Origin of the sequence: Streptomyces sp. Root431, assembly GCF_001426585.1 — a bacterium.
In the GTDB taxonomy this organism is placed as follows: domain Bacteria; phylum Actinomycetota; class Actinomycetes; order Streptomycetales; family Streptomycetaceae; genus Streptomyces; species Streptomyces stackebrandtii.
The window spans coordinates 412518-428543 of record NZ_LMEI01000012.1 but is presented as its reverse complement, the minus strand read 5'-3'; the positions used below and the strand labels follow the sequence as shown (position 1 = coordinate 428543).

14 protein-coding genes are annotated in these 16026 nt (G+C 72.9%); 12 read left to right on the top strand and 2 right to left on the bottom strand.

Annotated features, from left to right (window positions below):
* Nucleotides 1-18 precede the first annotated feature (18 nt).
* The 5 genes from ASC82_RS24130 (at nt 19) to ASC82_RS24110 (ending at nt 3074) form a co-directional block, all read left to right on the top strand.
* Nucleotides 19-987 (top strand): EamA family transporter, encoded by a 969-nt coding sequence (locus tag ASC82_RS24130; RefSeq protein ID WP_242427757.1) that lies wholly within the window; start codon nt 19-21, stop codon nt 985-987.
* Nucleotides 988-1013: 26 nt separating this feature from the next.
* Nucleotides 1014-1391 (top strand): VOC family protein, encoded by a 378-nt coding sequence (locus ASC82_RS24125; RefSeq protein ID WP_056651771.1) that lies wholly within the window; start codon nt 1014-1016, stop codon nt 1389-1391.
* Nucleotides 1392-1571: 180 nt separating this feature from the next.
* Complete coding sequence (locus ASC82_RS24120; protein ID WP_056651768.1) at nt 1572-2003, top strand: VOC family protein; 432 nt, start codon at nt 1572-1574, stop codon at nt 2001-2003.
* Between the two features lie 164 nt (nt 2004-2167).
* A complete protein-coding gene (locus ASC82_RS24115; RefSeq protein ID WP_056651765.1) occupies nt 2168-2350 on the top strand; it encodes a DUF1272 domain-containing protein in 183 nt (60 codons plus the stop codon).
* Nucleotides 2351-2555: 205 nt separating this feature from the next.
* Entirely contained in the window at nt 2556-3074 is a 519-nt protein-coding gene (locus tag ASC82_RS24110) for a carboxymuconolactone decarboxylase family protein (protein WP_056651762.1), read from the top strand.
* Here ASC82_RS24110 and ASC82_RS30460 read toward each other — a convergent pair.
* Both ASC82_RS30460 and ASC82_RS24100 read right to left on the bottom strand, forming a co-directional pair.
* The gene (locus ASC82_RS30460; RefSeq protein WP_056651759.1) at nt 3043-6849 is read right to left on the bottom strand and encodes a trypsin-like peptidase domain-containing protein; all 3807 of its coding nucleotides are present in this window, start codon (nt 6847-6849) and stop codon (nt 3043-3045) included. The two genes, ASC82_RS24110 and ASC82_RS30460, sit on opposite strands and share 32 nt — an antisense overlap.
* A gap of 7 nt (nt 6850-6856) precedes the next feature.
* The gene (locus ASC82_RS24100; protein WP_056651756.1) at nt 6857-7171 is read right to left on the bottom strand and encodes a trypco2 family protein; all 315 of its coding nucleotides are present in this window, start codon (nt 7169-7171) and stop codon (nt 6857-6859) included.
* Nucleotides 7172-7513: 342 nt separating this feature from the next.
* Here ASC82_RS24100 and ASC82_RS24095 point away from each other — a divergent pair, with 342 nt between their 5' ends.
* From ASC82_RS24095 to ASC82_RS31245, 7 genes are all read left to right on the top strand, one after another.
* A complete protein-coding gene (locus ASC82_RS24095; RefSeq protein WP_056651752.1) occupies nt 7514-8302 on the top strand; it encodes a TIGR03084 family metal-binding protein in 789 nt (262 codons plus the stop codon).
* Nucleotides 8303-8304: 2 nt separating this feature from the next.
* Nucleotides 8305-9990 carry an acyclic terpene utilization AtuA family protein gene (locus tag ASC82_RS24090; protein ID WP_056651749.1) on the top strand — a complete coding sequence of 562 codons (1686 nt, stop codon included), beginning with the start codon at nt 8305-8307 and terminating at the stop codon, nt 9988-9990.
* Nucleotides 9987-11585: a carboxyl transferase domain-containing protein gene (locus ASC82_RS24085; RefSeq protein WP_056651746.1), complete on the top strand. Its 1599-nt coding sequence runs from the start codon at nt 9987-9989 to the stop codon at nt 11583-11585. The genes ASC82_RS24090 and ASC82_RS24085 overlap by 4 nt, the downstream gene beginning before the upstream one ends.
* 23 nt (nt 11586-11608) lie before the next feature.
* Nucleotides 11609-13525 carry a biotin carboxylase N-terminal domain-containing protein gene (locus ASC82_RS24080; RefSeq protein ID WP_056651744.1) on the top strand — a complete coding sequence of 639 codons (1917 nt, stop codon included), beginning with the start codon at nt 11609-11611 and terminating at the stop codon, nt 13523-13525.
* Complete coding sequence (locus ASC82_RS24075; protein ID WP_056651742.1) at nt 13522-14655, top strand: acyl-CoA dehydrogenase family protein; 1134 nt, start codon at nt 13522-13524, stop codon at nt 14653-14655. Before ASC82_RS24080 ends, ASC82_RS24075 begins: the two co-directional genes overlap by 4 nt.
* A gap of 140 nt (nt 14656-14795) precedes the next feature.
* Nucleotides 14796-15263, top strand: a complete 468-nt coding sequence (locus ASC82_RS24070; protein WP_056651739.1) for a hypothetical protein — start codon at nt 14796-14798, stop codon at nt 15261-15263.
* A 66-nt stretch (nt 15264-15329) separates the two neighbouring features.
* Nucleotides 15330-15983, top strand: a complete 654-nt coding sequence (locus ASC82_RS31245) for an excalibur calcium-binding domain-containing protein (RefSeq protein ID WP_056651736.1) — start codon at nt 15330-15332, stop codon at nt 15981-15983.
* Nucleotides 15984-16026 lie beyond the last annotated feature (43 nt).

The following is a 16026-nucleotide window of genomic DNA, read 5'->3' as shown; positions in this document are numbered from 1 at the left end:
GAGTGGAGGAGTGGTCCGGTGAACAGTCCGGTCAAGGACGTGCCGCCTGTCGCCGTGACGGTCGAGCCCTCGGGAGTCTCCGCACCCGGGAAGCCCCAGGGGGTTCCCGCGCCCGGAAAGGCGGGCCGGCACCTCGGGCCCGTCGCCCTCGTCGTCGCGGGCGGACTCTCCGTACAGTTCGGCTCCGCCGTCGCCGTCCTCCTGATGCCCCGCGCCGGCGCCCTCGGCGTCGTCACCCTCCGGCTCGTGCTCGCCGCCGTCGTCCTGCTGGCCGTCTGCCGTCCCAAGGTCCGCGGCTACAGCCGCTCCGACTGGGGCACCATCGTCGCCTTCGGCACGGCCATGGCGGGGATGAACATCCTCTTCTACCAGGCGGCCGACCGGATCCCGCTCGGCGCCGCCGTGACCCTGGAGGTCCTCGGCCCGCTGATCCTCTCCGTGGTCGCCTCGCGCCGCCTGGGCAACCTGCTCTGGGCCGGGCTCGCCCTCGGCGGCGTCGTCCTGCTCAGCGGCGGCGGCTTCGACCGCCTCGATCCCGTCGGTGCCGCGTTCGCGCTCGCCGCGGGTGCGATGTGGGCCGCGTACATCGTCTTCAGCGCCCGTACGGGCCGCCGCTTCCCGCAGGCCGACGGGCTCGCGCTCGCCATGGCCTTCGGCGCCGTCCTCAGCCTGCCGCTCGGCATCGCGGAGGCGGGCGACAAGCTCCTCGTACCGTCGACGATCCTGCTCGGCCTCGGGGTCGCGCTGATGTCGTCCGTCCTGCCGTACACCCTCGAACTCCTCGCCCTGCGCCGCCTGCCCGCGCCCACCTTCGCGATCCTGATGAGCCTGGAACCGGCCATCGCCGCGGCGGCCGGCTTCCTCATCCTCAGCCAGGCCCTGTCCGTCGTCGACGCCCTCGCCATCGCCCTCGTCATCGCGGCGAGCATGGGCGCGGTCCGCACTCAGGTCCGCGCGGCCAAGCGGGCGGGCCAGGACGCGGCTTGAGCCCGCTCGGCTCATACACTCCGCGCATGATCGCCGACCTGCAGTGCCTCGTGATCGACTGTCCCGCGCCCCGCGCCCTCGCGGAGTTCTACCGCTCCGTCCTCGGCGGGGAGGTCGACCGGCCGGATCCCCGCTGGTCCCTCGGCGACGCCTGGTCCACCCTGCACACCCCCGCCGGGCTCGTCCTCTGTTTCCAGGGCGTCGACGACCACCGCCCGCCGGCCTGGCCGGACCCCGAGCGTCCCCAGCAGTTCCACCTCGACTTCGGTGTCCCGGACCTCGACGCGGCCCAGGCGGAGGTCCTCGCCCGCGGCGCGACCGTCCTGGACGAGGCGGACGGCAAGCGGAGCTGGCGGGTGTACGCCGACCCCGCCGGGCATCCGTTCTGCCTGGTCCGGCACTGAGCCGACGGCCCGCACGGCACTTGGCCGCACGGGGCAGGCGTCATGGAGTCGAACAGCCAGGAGTCTCCGACGCCCGGCCGGAGCGGGCTCGGCTGGTCGGTCACGTCCAGGATGGAGAATGCGCAACGCGTGGATCCACCCGCTCAGGGAGATGTGCAAGGCCCCTGTTATCGTGCGCCGATGTCAACGATCAAGCAGTTCCAAGTGACCTTCGACTGCGCGGAACCTGCGCGCCTCGCCGCCTTCTGGTGCGAGGTGCTGGGGTACGTCGTACCGACCGTCCCGGAGGGCTTTGCCACGTGGGAGGAGTACCACGACACGCTGCCGCCCGAGGACGAGGTCTACTTCGCGTGCGCTGATCCCTCGGGTGTGGGCCCGCGCGTGCTCTTCCAGCGAGTTCCCGAAGGCAAGGTCGTCAAGAACCGGCTGCATCTTGATGTGCGGGTCGGCACAGGGCTCGTGGGTGACGAGCGCCTGGCGACACTCGAGGCCGAATGCGCACGGCTGATGGCGCTCGGTGCGAAGCACGTGCTGACGCAGCGCGCCGATGGCGTCAACGAATCGTGCATCACGATGCAGGACATCGAGGGCAACGAGTTCTGCCTCGCCTGACTCCCCTCCGAGACTGCGCGGGGTACGGCACTGAGGCGCGGCCTCGGCGGTCGCTGGCCCGATCCGTTCGATGTTTGGCTTCCGGCCTGTTTCGGGGGTGTGGGGGTGCCTCGGAGGATGAGGGGTGTCACCGGACACCGGACCTACGAGGAGGGGAGCCGACCATGGCCCTGGAGATGCGAGACCGCTGTGAGCGCTGCGAGACGGCGGTTCTGACCGTGGACGGGCCCGCCCGAATCTGTACGTACGAGTGCAGCTTCTGCGTGCCGTGCGCGGACGCCATGGAAAGCGTCTGTCCCAACTGCGGCGGCGAGCTGGTCCCGCGCCCGCGCCGGGCCGTCGCCTAGGAGTGGTCGTCGAGAGTCACCTCGACGACAGGCCCTGTTAGCTCCGCAGGACCTTCGCGGCCCGGTCGAAGGCCGCGTCCTTGCACGGGTCAGCCCCCGCTGCCCGGGCCCGCGAAAACTCCTTCCGGAATCCGGTCACAACTCCGTGCGGCCCTCCGTCAGTGCTGTGAAGACGCCGACGAGGCCGACACGGAGGACAGCAGCCATGACGAACACGAACCCGAAGACGACCGCGGACACGACCGCTTCCATCTCCCGGATGGCCAACCCCGCCGAGTTCGTTCCCGAGCTGAACGACATCAGCGCCGCCCTCTTCCGGGCCACCGGCAACCAGTCGGTGCCGCGCACCACGATGAACCTGGTCCACCTGCGCGCCGGGCAGATCGTCCGCAACACCTACCTGACCATCCTGAACACCGGATTCCTGCGCAAGGCCGGGCAGTCCGAGGAGCGCATCACCGCCGTCTCCTCCTGGCAGGACGCCCCCTACTTCACCGACGCCGAGCGCGCCGCGCTCGCCCTCGTGGAGGCCACCCTCCAGCCCGCCCCGCACGGCAAGGAGCGCGTCTCCGACGAGCTGTACGCCGAGGTGGCGAAGCACTACGACGAGAAGGCGCTTGCCACCCTCACCATCGCCATCGGGCAGATCAACTTCTTCATCGCCCTGGCCGTCATCGGCAAGCCGCAGCCGGTCACGTCCCTGGCGGACCAGCAGTGGGACTGACGGCGGGAGTGGCAGGAGGAGTGGCAGGGGAAGTGGCAGGGCGAATGACTGCAGGAGTGACGGCGGGAGTGGCAGCAGGAGAGGAAGCAGGAGAGGAAGCAGGAGTGACAGGAGGAGTGGCAGCAGGAGACGAAGCAAGAGTGGCAGCGGCGGGCTTGTCCTGAGGCACGCTGTCAGGGGCAGGGCGTGGTGCCGGAGGGCCCGGGCGCGGCGGCAGCATGTGCGTGTCGATGTAGGTGAAGACGGCCGCGTTCCATTCACGGGTCGGCCAGGACGCCACCCAAGTCCGTAACCGCCGGGCGACGCGCTCCCGTTCGGCCCGGTCGTACCCGCCGCCGACGAGCACGGCGTGGCAGCGGGTGATGATCCCGTGGTGGTGGCGGAAGACCTTGGGGTCCATGGCGAAGGGGAGCGCGAGCCACCTGCGGATGCAGTCGTCGGCCCAGGCCGCGCCGACTCCCGTACGGAAGTGCTGGGGCAGCGTCGACACGAGGGTGTCCAGGACGCCGTTGGCGTTCGAGGGCGGCCCGTGGCGCTCGGCGTGGTCGAGGCAGAGTTCGACGGTGCGGAGCCAGTCGCGGGCCGCCTCCCACGTCGTGAGGTACGGCCCCAGCTGGAACGCTGTCCCCGCCATGCGGGGGATGAGGTCCTCGTTGTCGGGGTTGGCGTGGGCCCAGTCGAGCAGGGCCCGGAGGATCGTCGGGCTCATCAACCTCTGCCGCAGCACCCACTTGCTGAAGTACGCGAAGTCCTGTTGTGGCGTGTGGAGGCCCACCCAGGTGTCGACCATGTCCCGTACTTCGGCGGAGGCGGCTCCGTGCGGCAGTTGCTTGAGCAGTGCGCCGAGGACGTACTGGGCCTCTGGGGTCGTGCCGTGGTTCCTGAGCCAGACGTGGGCGGTGGCCATCGCCGTCCCCGCCGTGTCGGGGTCGAGGTCGGTCCGTGACAGCAGGGGGCCGAGGACGAACTGGGCCTCAGGGGTGGTGCCGTGGATCCCGAGCCAGATGAGGGCGGCGGCGATCGCCTTCCTCGCCGTTTCGGGGTCGAGGTCGGTGCGGGAGAGCAGGGGGGCGAGGACGAAACCGACGTCCTGCGTGGTGGCGTTGGTGGTGAGCCAGGTGAGGGCGGCGGCGGTCGCTCTCGGCGCCGTGTCGGGGTCGAGGCCGGGGTGGGAGAGCAGGGGGTTGAGGACGAACTGGGCTTCCCGGGCGGTGGTGTGGGCGGCGAGCCAGGTAAGGGCGTGGGTGATCGCCGTTCGTGCCGCGTCGGGGTCGAGGTCGGTACGGTCCAGGAGGCGGCTGTGGACGAACTGAGCCTCCTGGGTCGTCGTGTGGGTGGTGAGCCAGGCGAGGGCGGCGGTGATCGCTTTCGCCGCCGCGTCGGGGCCGAGGTCGGTGCGGGACAGCAACGGGCCGAGGACGAAACTCGCCTGTCCGTTCTGCCCGTGCCGCGCCAGCCACGACCACACCGTGGGCAGCAGCAGCCGGGCGGCCTCCTCGGGGAGGTGGTGGAGGCCCCGGTAGAGCAGGTGCCGGGCGACGATGCGGGTGCCGAAGTCCGCGAGCCAGGGGCTGACGACCTGCGACCAGCACTGGACGGCCGAGGCGGACCAGGGCGCGCCCGAGCAGACCGCGCCGAGGGCGTAGCTGCCGATGCCGGCGTCGAGCCGCAGGACGGCGCCGAGGGTGGTGGCGTGCCGGGTGAACCAGGAGTTCAGTACGGCGGACACCGGGCCCGAACGGTCCGCGAGCGCGAGGTCGTTGACGACCCGCCCGAGGTTCAGCGCGGCCCGGCCCACCGCGCGGGGGCTCACGAGGCAGCCGGCGAGCAGGGCGTGGGCCCCGTCGGTGTCCGGCGCCTCGTCCCGTTCGGGGAGGAGGACGGATTCGACGAGCTGGTCGGTGACGAGGTCGTGGGCGACGGAGAGCGTGCCGTCGGGCTCCGTCTCCAGCCAGCCGAGGGAGAGGAGGGTGGCGACCACGTCCTCGGCGCGCGGCACGACCGTTTGCGGGGCCATGCCCTGCGGGCCGGTGAGGCCGGTGGGGCCGGTGGGTGCGGTGGGGGCAGTGGGTGCGGTGGGGCCCCCGAGCGTCCCGGGGGTGCCCGGCGTACCAGGTACCCCCGGTATCCCAGGTACCCCCGGTATCCCAGGTGCTCCCATCGTCCCCAGCGCCGCCCGCGCCGCCGACGTCACGTCCTCGCGCGCCTGCGGGCACGCGGCCGTGGCAGCGGCGGCGGCCACGAGGGAGTGGGAGGCGCGTGCGGGGACGAAGGCGTGCTCGCGGCCCGGTACGGACAGCTCGTCCTCGCCGAGGCGGCTCTTCAGCCACCGGGGGATCTCCCCGCCCTCGCGCAGCCCCGTCTGATCGGGCAGGGACAGGCCCGAGGTGAAGCGCCGCTCCACCTCGCGCGCGACGAGCAGCGCGACGATGGGGCGCCGGCCGCAGATGTCCCGCATCCGGCCGATGCCGAACCGCTCGGTCGCCGCCGGGGCGAGCGTGCGCAGGGCGTTGTCGGCGACCTGTTTCTGGAAGTCGTCGTCCTGGCGCAGCTCCACCTCGTCGAACAGGTCGTGCAGCTGCCCGCGGTTGGCCTTCCGCAGCCAGCCGGGGCGTACGGACGCGAGGAGCGCGACGCGGATGTCGCGGCGGCGGGCCTCCGGGATGAGCCGGTGCCGCAGCGCCGGCAGGTCGAGCTGCGATTCGTTGAGGTAGTCGACGACGACGAGCGCCGGGGTCTGCTCGGCGCAGACCTGTTCGGCGATGACGTCGGTGACGGAGCTGTCCTCGCCGGGCAGGACGTGCAGGACGCGCCAGCCCGCTTCGAGGGCGATCCGGCCCACCTCGATGCCGGCCCGGGTCTTGCCCGTGCCGGCCGCGCCGACGAGCAGGACGCCCCGGTCGCCCGAGCTGACGAGCCGGACGAAGAGGTTGGCGGGCTCGGCCGGGTGGTCGGGGCCCGGGGAGACGAAGGAGAGCTGCTCGGAGGTGAGGTTCTTCTTGAAGTCACCGAAGCCGCTGACGAGTTCGTGCTGGTGGATGACCGCGCGCAGCAGCGGCTCGGGGTCGGGCGGTTCGTCGCCGAGGGTGACGGGCCGGGGGTCGTACCGTACGCCGCCCAGGGCGAGTTGGCGGCAGAATTCCGGGTCGTCGAGGGCGTCGGCGATCGGTTCGGCCTCGGCGCCGGAGATTCCGGCGGCGGGCAGTCGGTGTGCCTGCACTCCGATGAGGAGCCCGGTGGAGGGGGTCAGGAGCGCGGCGCCGGACATGCCCCGCCACGGGTCGGGGTCGCCGCCGCCGGGCGGGCGGGGCGCGGTCGTCGTGTACTGGAGGTCGAGCAGCCGCGACTTCAGGTTGGAGCCGAGCAGGAAGAACCCCTCGGCCTGGCGGCTGTCCCGTCGTCGCAGGCCCGTGACGCCGGGTTCCTCGGGGCGGGTCGCGAAGCCGGGGAAGCCGATCCCGATGAAGGGCACGCTGCCGGCGCCCGGCGGCAGGGCGCCGAAGGACACCGCCTGCACGGTGTCCGCGGGGGCGTCGTCGAGGCGTAACAGCGCCAGGTCCCGGCCGTTCTTGCCGCGCCACACGGGTGTCGCGGACAGTGCGACGTCGCCGCCGCCGAGGCGGACGGTGCACGTGCCGGGGTTCGGGTCCGCGCCGAAGAGGTGGTCCACGGTGAGGACGAGCCGGTTCGCGATGCGGTAGCCGGAGCCGTACTCGGCCGTGCCGTTCCCCGTGACGACGACCTCCGCCACCCGGGCCGTGTCGGGTACCGTCACGGGCCGCTCAGCCGGCGCCGAGCAGGTCGGTCACGTCGTCCCCGGTGCGGACCTTCTGGCCCGTCGCGGCGTCCTCCGCGGAGAGCGTCATCCGCACCGTGTGCGTCTGGCCGTTCTTCGCGCCGGCCTTGCCGCCGAGCGAGGCCACCCAGAACTTCACGCCCGCGTTCGCCTCGGCGGACTTCTCCACGGAGACCTGGAGCTCCAGGTCGATGGAGTCGATACGGAACTTCACGTCCTCGTTCGCCGCTTCCAGCCGGGCGCGGCTGAGCTCGGAGCGGAGCGAGGCGAGCAGGTCGGCGAGTTCGATGTCCATGCTCATGGGACCCCCGTGGTCGCGCGAAACGGTGCTCGTCAAGTGTTGCAGAAGGGTGGGGAGTTCGGCAGAGGTCCGTCACACAGTGCACAGGGCGACACGATCACGACGTCGACCGGAGCGCGTCCACCACAACCATGCGTCGGACCCGTCGGACCCGTCTGACCTGTCTGACCTGTCGGACCCGTCTGCCCCGTCGGACCGGGGCCGTGTCGACGTCGACCGCCTCCATTAATCAAAGCAAGCATGCTTGATTGTTTTCTGGTTCGCTGCCATGCTCCGGGGCACGCCGACGCGCCGTCGTCCGGCCGTCGTCGTGCCGTGGCCGTGTCCCGAGGGGAGCGCACCGTGTCCGATCCCGCCGTCGTCCTCGACGATCTGCGCGAGGAGAGCGAGGAACTCGACGTACTCGTACGCGAGTTGAGCGAGGAGCAGTGGGGCGCGCCGACCCCCGCACCCGGCTGGACCATCGCCCACCAGATCGCCCACCTCGCCTGGACCGACCGGGCCGCCCTCCTCGCCGCCACCGACCCCGAGGCCTTCGCCGTCGAGACGGAGAAGGCCCTCGCCGCTCCCGACCGCTTCGTCGACGAGGGCGCGGAGGAGGGCGCGAAGCTGCCGCCCGCCGAGCTCCTCGCCGCCTGGCGGGCGGGCCGGGAGCGCCTCCAGGAGGCCCTGCGGGCCGTTCCGCCCGGTGCGCGTTTCCCCTGGTACGGGCCGCCGATGAGCGCCCCGGCCATGGCCACCGCCCGGCTCATGGAGACCTGGGCGCACGCCCAGGACGTCGCCGACGCCCTCGGGGTCGCCCGCACGCCCACCGCCCGCCTCCGGCACGTCGCCTGGATCGGTGTCCGCGCCCGCGACTACGCCTACCTGGTACGGGGCATCCCGGCGCCCGCCGAGCCCTTCCGTGTCGAACTCGCCGCCCCCGACGGGGAGACGTGGGCGTACGGGCCCGAGGGCGCCGCCCAGACCGTCACCGGCCCGGCCCTCGACTTCTGCCTCCTCGTCACGCAGCGCGTCCACCGCGACGACACCGCCCTTGTCGCCCACGGCCCCGACGCCGAGCGCTGGCTCGGCATCGCCCAGGCCTTCGCGGGCCCGGCGGGCGCCGGACGCGCACCCGAGGGGGCGTAGGCGTGGTCCTCCGCATCGGCAACGCCTCCGGCTTCTACGGCGACCGCTTCGACGCCGTCCGCGAGATGCTCACCGGCGGCGAACTCGACGTCCTCACCGGCGACTACCTCGCCGAGCTGACCATGCTCATCCTCGGCCGCGACCAGCTCAAGGACCCGGCCGCCGGATACGCGAAGACCTTCCTGCGCCAGATGGAGGAGGGCCTCGGCCTCGCCCACGAGCGCGGGGTCCGCATCGTCGCCAACGCGGGCGGCCTGAACCCCGCCGGCCTCGCCGAGGCCCTGCGCACCCTCGCCGTGAAGCTCGGCCTGCCGACGCGGATCGCGCACGTCGAGGGCGACCGGCTCCCGCCGACCGACGGCGTGTTGACGTCCAACGCCTATCTCGGCGGGGCCGGCATCGCCGCCTGTCTCGCCGCCGGGGCCGATGTCGTCGTCACCGGCCGGGTCACCGACGCCGCCCTCGTCACCGGGCCCGCGCAGTGGCACTTCGGCTGGGGCCCGGAGGAGTACGACCGGCTGGCGGGCGCGGTCGTCGCCGGGCACGTCCTGGAGTGCGGCACTCAGGCCACCGGCGGCAACTACGCCTTCTTCGCCGACCACGACCCGGCCGTCCTGCGCCGCCCCGGCTTCCCGCTCGCCGAGCTCCACGCCGACGGCAGCGCCGTCATCACGAAGCACGCCGGTACGGGCGGACTCGTCGACGTCGGCACGGTCACGGCCCAGCTGCTGTACGAGACGGCCGGCGCCCGCTACCCCGGACCCGACGTGACGGCCCGGCTCGACACCGTACGGCTCACGCAGGACGGCCCCGACCGGGTCAGGATCCACGGCGTGACGGGCGAGGCCCCGCCCCCCACCCTCAAGGTCGGCCTCAACCGCCTCGGCGGCTTCCGCAACGAGGTCGTGTTCGTCCTCACCGGCCTCGACGTCGAGGCCAAGGCGCGGCTCGTCCGCGACCAGGTCGAGGACGCCCTGGAGCACGCCGACTCCCGTCCCGCCGACGTCCGTTGGGAGCTGGTGCGCACCGACCGGGAGGACGCCGCGACCGAGGAGACGGCGAGCGCGCTGCTCCGCCTCGTCGTCCGCGACCCGTCCCCGGAGGCCGTCGGCCGCACCGTCACCGGCGCCGCGATCGAACTGGCCCTCGCGAGCTACCCCGGCTTCCACGTCACCGCGCCTCCCGGGAAGGGCGCCCCCTACGGCGTCTTCGGGAGCGCGTACGTCCCCGCCGCCGACGTCCCGCACACGGCCGTGCTCCCGGACGGCACCCGCGTCCCCGTCCCCGTACCGCCCCGGACGGCGGACCTGGTGCCGGTCCCGGCCCCTGAGCTTCCGCCGCCCCTCCCGGCAGGCCCCACCCGTCGCGCCCCTCTCGGCCGGATCGCGGGCGCCCGCAGCGGCGACAAGGGCGGCGACGCCAACGTCGGCGTGTGGGTCCGCACGGACGAGGAGTGGGCCTGGCTCGCACACGTGCTCACCGTGGAGGAGTTCCGGGAACTCCTCCCCGAGACCGCCGACTTGACCGTCGAGCGGCATGTCCTCCCGCACCTCCGGGCCCTGAACTTCACCGTCGCCGGGATCCTCGGCGACGGCGTCGCCTCACAGGCCCGCTTCGACCCCCAGGCCAAGGCCCTCGGCGAGTGGCTCCGCTCCCGCCACCTGGACATACCGGAGGTACTGCTGTGACCGTCCTCGCCTCCGCCCTCGACACCGGCGGACCCGAGTACCGAGAGAACCGCGCCGCGATGCTCGACAAGCTCGCCGCCCTCGAAGGCGAGCACGCCAAGGCCCTCGCGGGCGGCGGCGAGAAGTACACGGCCCGGCACCGGGGGCGCGGCAAGCTCCTGGCCCGCGAGCGCATCGAGCTGCTCGTCGACCCCGACTCGCCGTTCCTCGAACTGTCGCCGCTCGCCGCCTGGGGCAGCGACTACCAGGTGGGCGCCTCGCTCGTCACCGGCATCGGGGTCGTCGAGGGCGTCGAGTGCCTGATCACGGCCAACGACCCGACCGTGCGCGGCGGCGCCTCCAACCCGTGGACGCTGAAGAAGGCGCTGCGGGCCAACGAGATCGCGTTCGCCAACCGGCTGCCCGTCATCTCGCTCGTCGAGTCGGGCGGCGCCGACCTCCCCTCCCAGAAGGAGATCTTCATCCCGGGCGGGGCGCTCTTCCGCGACCTCACGCGCCTCTCCGCCGCCGGCATCCCGACCGTCGCGGTCGTCTTCGGCAACTCGACGGCCGGCGGCGCGTACGTCCCCGGCATGTCCGACCATGCCGTGATGATCAAGGAGCGGTCGAAGGTCTTCCTCGGCGGCCCGCCGCTCGTGAAGATGGCGACGGGGGAGGAGAGCGACGACGAGTCCCTCGGCGGCGCCGAGATGCACGCCCGGACGTCCGGCCTCGCCGACCACTACGCCGTCGACGAGACCGACGCGATCCGCCAGGCCCGCCGGATCGTCGCCCGCCTCAACCACCGCAAGGCGCACGCCGATCCGCAGCTCGCGGAAGGGCCGAAGTACGACGAGGACGAGCTCCTCGGGATCGTCCCCGGCGACCTCAAGACCCCCTTCGACCCGCGCGAGGTGATCGCCCGGATCGTCGACGGCTCCGACTTCGACGAGTTCAAGCCGCTGTACGGGACCTCGCTCACGACCGGCTGGGCGTCCCTGCACGGCTATCCGGTCGGCATCCTCGCCAACGCGCAGGGCGTGCTGTTCTCCGCCGAGTCGCAGAAGGCGGCGCAGTTCATCCAGCTCGCCAACCAGCGCGACATCCCGCTCCTCTTCCTCCACAACACCACCGGCTACATGGTCGGCAAGGAGTACGAGCAGGGCGGCATCATCAAGCACGGCGCGATGATGATCAACGCGGTCGCGAACTCGCGCGTCCCCCACCTCTCCGTCCTCATGGGCGCGTCGTACGGCGCCGGGCACTACGGCATGTGCGGCCGGGCGTACGACCCCCGCTTCCTCTTCGCCTGGCCGAGCGCGAAGTCCGCCGTCATGGGCCCGCAGCAGCTCGCGGGCGTCCTGTCGATCGTGGCGCGCGCGAGCGCGGCGGCGAAGGGGCAGCCCTACGACGACGAGGCCGACGCCGGTCTGCGCGCGCTCGTCGAGGCGCAGATCGAGTCGGAGTCCCTCCCGATGTTCCTGTCGGGGCGGCTGTACGACGACGGGGTCATCGACCCCCGCGACACCCGCACGGTCCTCGGGCTGTGCCTGTCCGCGATCCACACGGCACCGGTCGAGGGCGCGCGCGGCGGCTTCGGCGTCTTCCGAATGTGAGGGCTCAGATGAGGACGCAGAAGTTGATCTCGACCGTGCTGGTCGCGAACCGCGGGGAGATCGCCTGCCGGGTCTTCCGCACCTGCCGTGAGCTGGGCATCTCCACCGTCGCCGTGTACTCCGACGCGGACGCCGACGCCCTGCACGTCCGGGAGGCCGACGCGGCCGTACGGCTGCCGGGGGCGGCGCCCTCGGAGACGTACCTGCGCGGCGACCTGGTCGTGAAGGCGGCGCTCGCGGCGGGCGCGGACGCCGTTCACCCCGGCTACGGCTTTCTCTCCGAGAACGCCGGCTTCGCGCGGGCCGTGACCGACGCGGGGCTCGTCTGGATCGGGCCGCCGCCGGAGGCGATCGAGGCGATGGCCTCGAAGACCCGCGCCAAGGAGCTCCTGGGCGTCGAGCCCCTGGCGGACGTCACCGCGTCCGACCTGCCCGTCCTGGTGAAGGCGGCGGCGGGCGGCGGCGGCCGGGGCATGCGGATCGTCCGCGAGCTCTCGGCGCTGCCCGAGGAGTTGAGGGCCGCGTCGGCCGAGGCCGCGAGTGCCTTCGGTGACGGTGAGGTCTTCGTCGAGCCGTACGTGGAGAACGGCCGGCACGTCGAGGTGCAGCTCCTCTGCGACACCCACGGCACGGTCTGGGTGCTCGGCACCCGCGACTGCTCCCTCCAGCGCCGGCACCAGAAGGTCATCGAGGAGGCCCCGGCGCCCGGCCTTCCGGCCGCCCTGGAGGCCTCCCTCCTCGACACGGCCGTCCGCGCGGCGAAGGCCGTCGGCTACGTCGGCGCGGGCACGGTCGAGTTCCTGGTGAAGGACGGCCGGGCGCACTTCCTGGAGATGAACACCCGCCTCCAGGTCGAGCACCCGGTGACGGAGGAGGTGTACGGGGTCGACCTCGTCGCCCTCCAGCTCGCCGTGGCCGAGGGCCGGGAACTGCCCCCCGAGCCCCCGGCCCCGAGCGGCCACGCGATCGAGGCCCGTCTCTACGCGGAGGACCCGGCCCGGGAGTGGGCGCCCCAGACGGGCGTCCTGCACCGCTTCGACGTCCCCCGCGAGGGCCGGGTCCGGGTCGACACCGGGTACGTCTCCGGCGACACGGTCGGCGTCCACTACGACCCGATGCTCGCCAAGATCGTCGTTCACGCCCCCACCCGCGCCGAGGCCGCCCGCAAGCTTGCCCACGCCCTGGAGCGGGCCCGGATCCACGGCCCCGCCACCAACCGGGAGCTGCTCGTCGCGTCCCTCCGCCACCCCGACTACCTCTCGTCCGAGAGCCTGGACGCCCTCGGCACCGGCTTCTACGAGCGGAACCTCACTGCCCTGACCGCCGCTCCGGAGGGCGAGGAGTACGCGGCGACGGCAGCCGCCCTCGCCGAGGCGTCCGCCAACAGGTCGCGGTTCGGCGGGAGTTGGCGGAACGTCCCCTCCCAGGACCAGACGAGGACGTACGGGGACCACGAGATCCGCTACCGGCCGAGCCGCGCCGGGGGCCACGAGGTCACGGCCCCCGAGGGGGTCCGGGTCGTGTCGGCAGCGCCCGATCGCGTACGCCTCGAAGTCGCCGGAGTCGTACGGGACTTCGACGTCGCCCGGTACGGCGACACCGTCCACGTCGGCCCGTACCGCCTCACCCTCCGCCCCCGCTTCCCCGACCCCGCCGACCAGCGGGAACCCGGCTCCCTGCTCGCCCCCATGCCCGGCACCGTCGTCCGGGTCGCGGACGGCCTCGCCGTCGGCGACCGGGTCACCGCCGGACAGCCGCTCCTCTGGCTGGAGGCCATGAAGATGGAGCACCGCGTCACCGCTCCCGCCTCCGGCACGCTCACCGCGCTCCACGCCGCACCCGGCCGCCAGGTCGAGGTAGGCGCCCTGCTCGCCGTCGTACAGGCGGACCTCGCACAGGCAGACGTCTCGACCGAAGCACAGGAGGACCAGACAGCATGAGCACCCTCATCGACACTCCGGAACAGACCGCACTCCGCGCCGCCGTCTCCGCGCTCGGCCACCGCCACGGCCCCGGCTTCGACCGGGCCGCCCTCTGGGCCGAGGCGGGCAAGCTCGGCTACCTCGGCGTGAACCTCCCCGAGGAGTACGGCGGCGGGGGCAGCGGCATGGCCGAGCTGTCGATCGTCCTGGAGGAGGCGGGCGCCGCCGGGGCCCCGCTCCTCATGATGGTCGTCTCGCCCGCGATCTGCGGCACGGTCATCGCCCGCTTCGGCACGGAGGAGCAGAAGCAGGCCTGGCTGCCCGGGCTCGCGGACGGCTCGAAGACGATGGCCTTCGGGATCACGGAGCCCGACGCGGGCTCCAACTCGCACCGCATCACGACGACCGCGACCCGCACCGAGGACGGCTGGGTCCTCAACGGCCGCAAGGTCTTCGTCTCGGGCGTCGACATCGCCGACGCGACCCTCGTCGTCGGCCGCACGTCGGACGCCCGCACGGGCAACCTGAAGCCCTGCCTCTTCATCGTGCCCCGCGACGCCCCCGGCTTCGGCCGGCGGCACATCGAGATGGAACTCGACGCGAACGAGAAGCAGTTCGAGCTCACCCTCGACGACGTCCACCTGCCGGCGGACGCGCTCGTCGGCGACGAGGACGCGGGCCTCCTCCAGCTCTTCGCCGGGCTCAACCCGGAGCGGATCATGACGGCGGCCTTCGCGATCGGCATGGGCCGGTACGCGCTCGCGCAGGCCGTGACGTACGCGAAGGAGCGCCAGGTCTGGAAGGCCCCGATCGGCGCCCACCAGGCCATCGCGCACCCTCTCGCGCAGGCCCACATCGAGCTCGAACTGGCCCGCCTGATGATGGCGAAGGCGGCCCATCTCTACGACGTGGGCGACGACATGGGCGCGGGCGAGGCCGCCAACATGGCCAAGTACGCGGCTGCCGAGGCCTGTGTGAAGGCGGTCGACCAGGCCGTCCACACGCTCGGCGGCAACGGCCTCACCAAGGAGTTCGGCCTGGCCCGCCTGATCACGGCGGCCCGCGTGGCCCGGATCGCGCCGGTCAGCCGGGAGATGATCCTGAACTACGTGTCGCACCAGACGCTGGGTCTCCCCAAGTCGTACTGAGGCAGTCGTCCCGGGGCCGTCGTGCCGAGGGAGTCGTACCGAGGTAGGGGGTCGGATCTGGCTCCGGGGTGCGACGACGGTGACGCCGTCGGGGCGGGACAGTACGGGACGTCAGCCCAGCGAGGGTGAGGAGCCCGCAGATGTCCCCGATCACCCGTACCGTCCGCACCGGCGCCCGCGCGTTCCTCGCCCTCCCGTGCGGCCTGGCGGCGGCCGCGCTGACCTTGACGGGGCAGCGCGACCGGGCCGCGAGGCTGCGGGCCCGGCTGACCGACGACGGCTCCGGTGCCGGCGGCTGGACCGGCGGCCGGATGCTCGGCCGGACGGTCCTCGGGCTGCCCCTGGACGCGGCGGCCTTCGCCCTCGTCGGGTACGCGCTGTTCAACTCGGTCCGCAACTTCGGCTACCCGATCTGGTACCTGGACACCGACTACCACCAGGCCTGGGGCGGCCCCACCATGGCCGGCGTCTGGACTGTCCACGCCGCTGGCTGGCTGCTGTGCCTCGCCGTGCTGCTCCACTGGCCGGTGCGGTGGCTCGCCCGGGGGCAGCGGTCCCTGGACCGGCGCCTCACGTCTCAGCTCGGCCAATCCGACCTCCGTTTGTGAAGACCGCGTGTACGCTCCCCTCACTTCGCTCACGTCCGAGCGCCTTGAGCCAGGGGAGAGACGCGCGTGTACCAGCAGCCGAACCCGTACCAGCCCCCGCCGCCGTGGGTGGCGCCCCGCCGCTGGTGGCAGCATCCCGCTCTGGTGATCACCCTGTTGGTGATCTTCCCGCCGGGCGGTATAGCCCTGGCGTGGCTGAGCCGCTGGAGCAGCCGGACCAAGATCGTGGCCACGGTCCTGTCGGCCCTGTGGTTCGTCGTCGCCCTCGCCATCGACGACCCGAAGCAGAACGGCACGGACGACCCGAAGCCCACCACGACGGCCACGGCCCCCGCGACCCCGACGCCCACCGAGCCGAGCCCCACCGCGACCACTCCCACCCCGACGACCCCGGCCCCGACGACCCCGGCCCCGACCACCACCGCGCCCACCCCGGAGCCGACGACCGACGCCCCGACCCCCGAGCCGACCACCCAGGCTCCGACCACCCAGGCTCCGACCACCCGCGCCCCGGAGCCCACCCGCACCACTCCGAAGCCCGTGAAGCCGAAGCCGGCCCAGACGACGCAGCCCCCGGAGACGGCCGAGCCCGAACCGGCCGTCTACTACGCCAACTGCACCGCCGTCCGCGCCGCCGGCGCCGACCCCATCCATAGCGGAGAGCCCGGCTACGGCCGCCACCTGGACCGCGACGGCGACGGAGTCGCCTGCGAGCGCTGACGCGCGGCGAGCTTGCAGGAGTACCTGTCCGTGGTGCACGGCC

Bases quoted from the DNA above. Each gene is read 5' to 3' on its own strand.
- ASC82_RS24110 (WP_056651762.1), top strand. From the start codon at position 2,556: ATGACGAACACGAACCCGAAGACGACCGCGGACACGACCGCTTCCATC.
- ASC82_RS24100 (WP_056651756.1), bottom strand. From the start codon at position 7,171: ATGAGCATGGACATCGAACTCGCCGACCTGCTCGCCTCGCTCCGCTCC.
- ASC82_RS24070 (WP_056651739.1), top strand. From the start codon at position 14,796: ATGTCCCCGATCACCCGTACCGTCCGCACCGGCGCCCGCGCGTTCCTC.
- ASC82_RS24125 (WP_056651771.1), top strand. From the start codon at position 1,014: ATGATCGCCGACCTGCAGTGCCTCGTGATCGACTGTCCCGCGCCCCGC.
- ASC82_RS24120 (WP_056651768.1), top strand. From the start codon at position 1,572: ATGTCAACGATCAAGCAGTTCCAAGTGACCTTCGACTGCGCGGAACCT.
- ASC82_RS24115 (WP_056651765.1), top strand. From the start codon at position 2,168: ATGGCCCTGGAGATGCGAGACCGCTGTGAGCGCTGCGAGACGGCGGTT.
- ASC82_RS24075 (WP_056651742.1), top strand. From the start codon at position 13,522: ATGAGCACCCTCATCGACACTCCGGAACAGACCGCACTCCGCGCCGCC.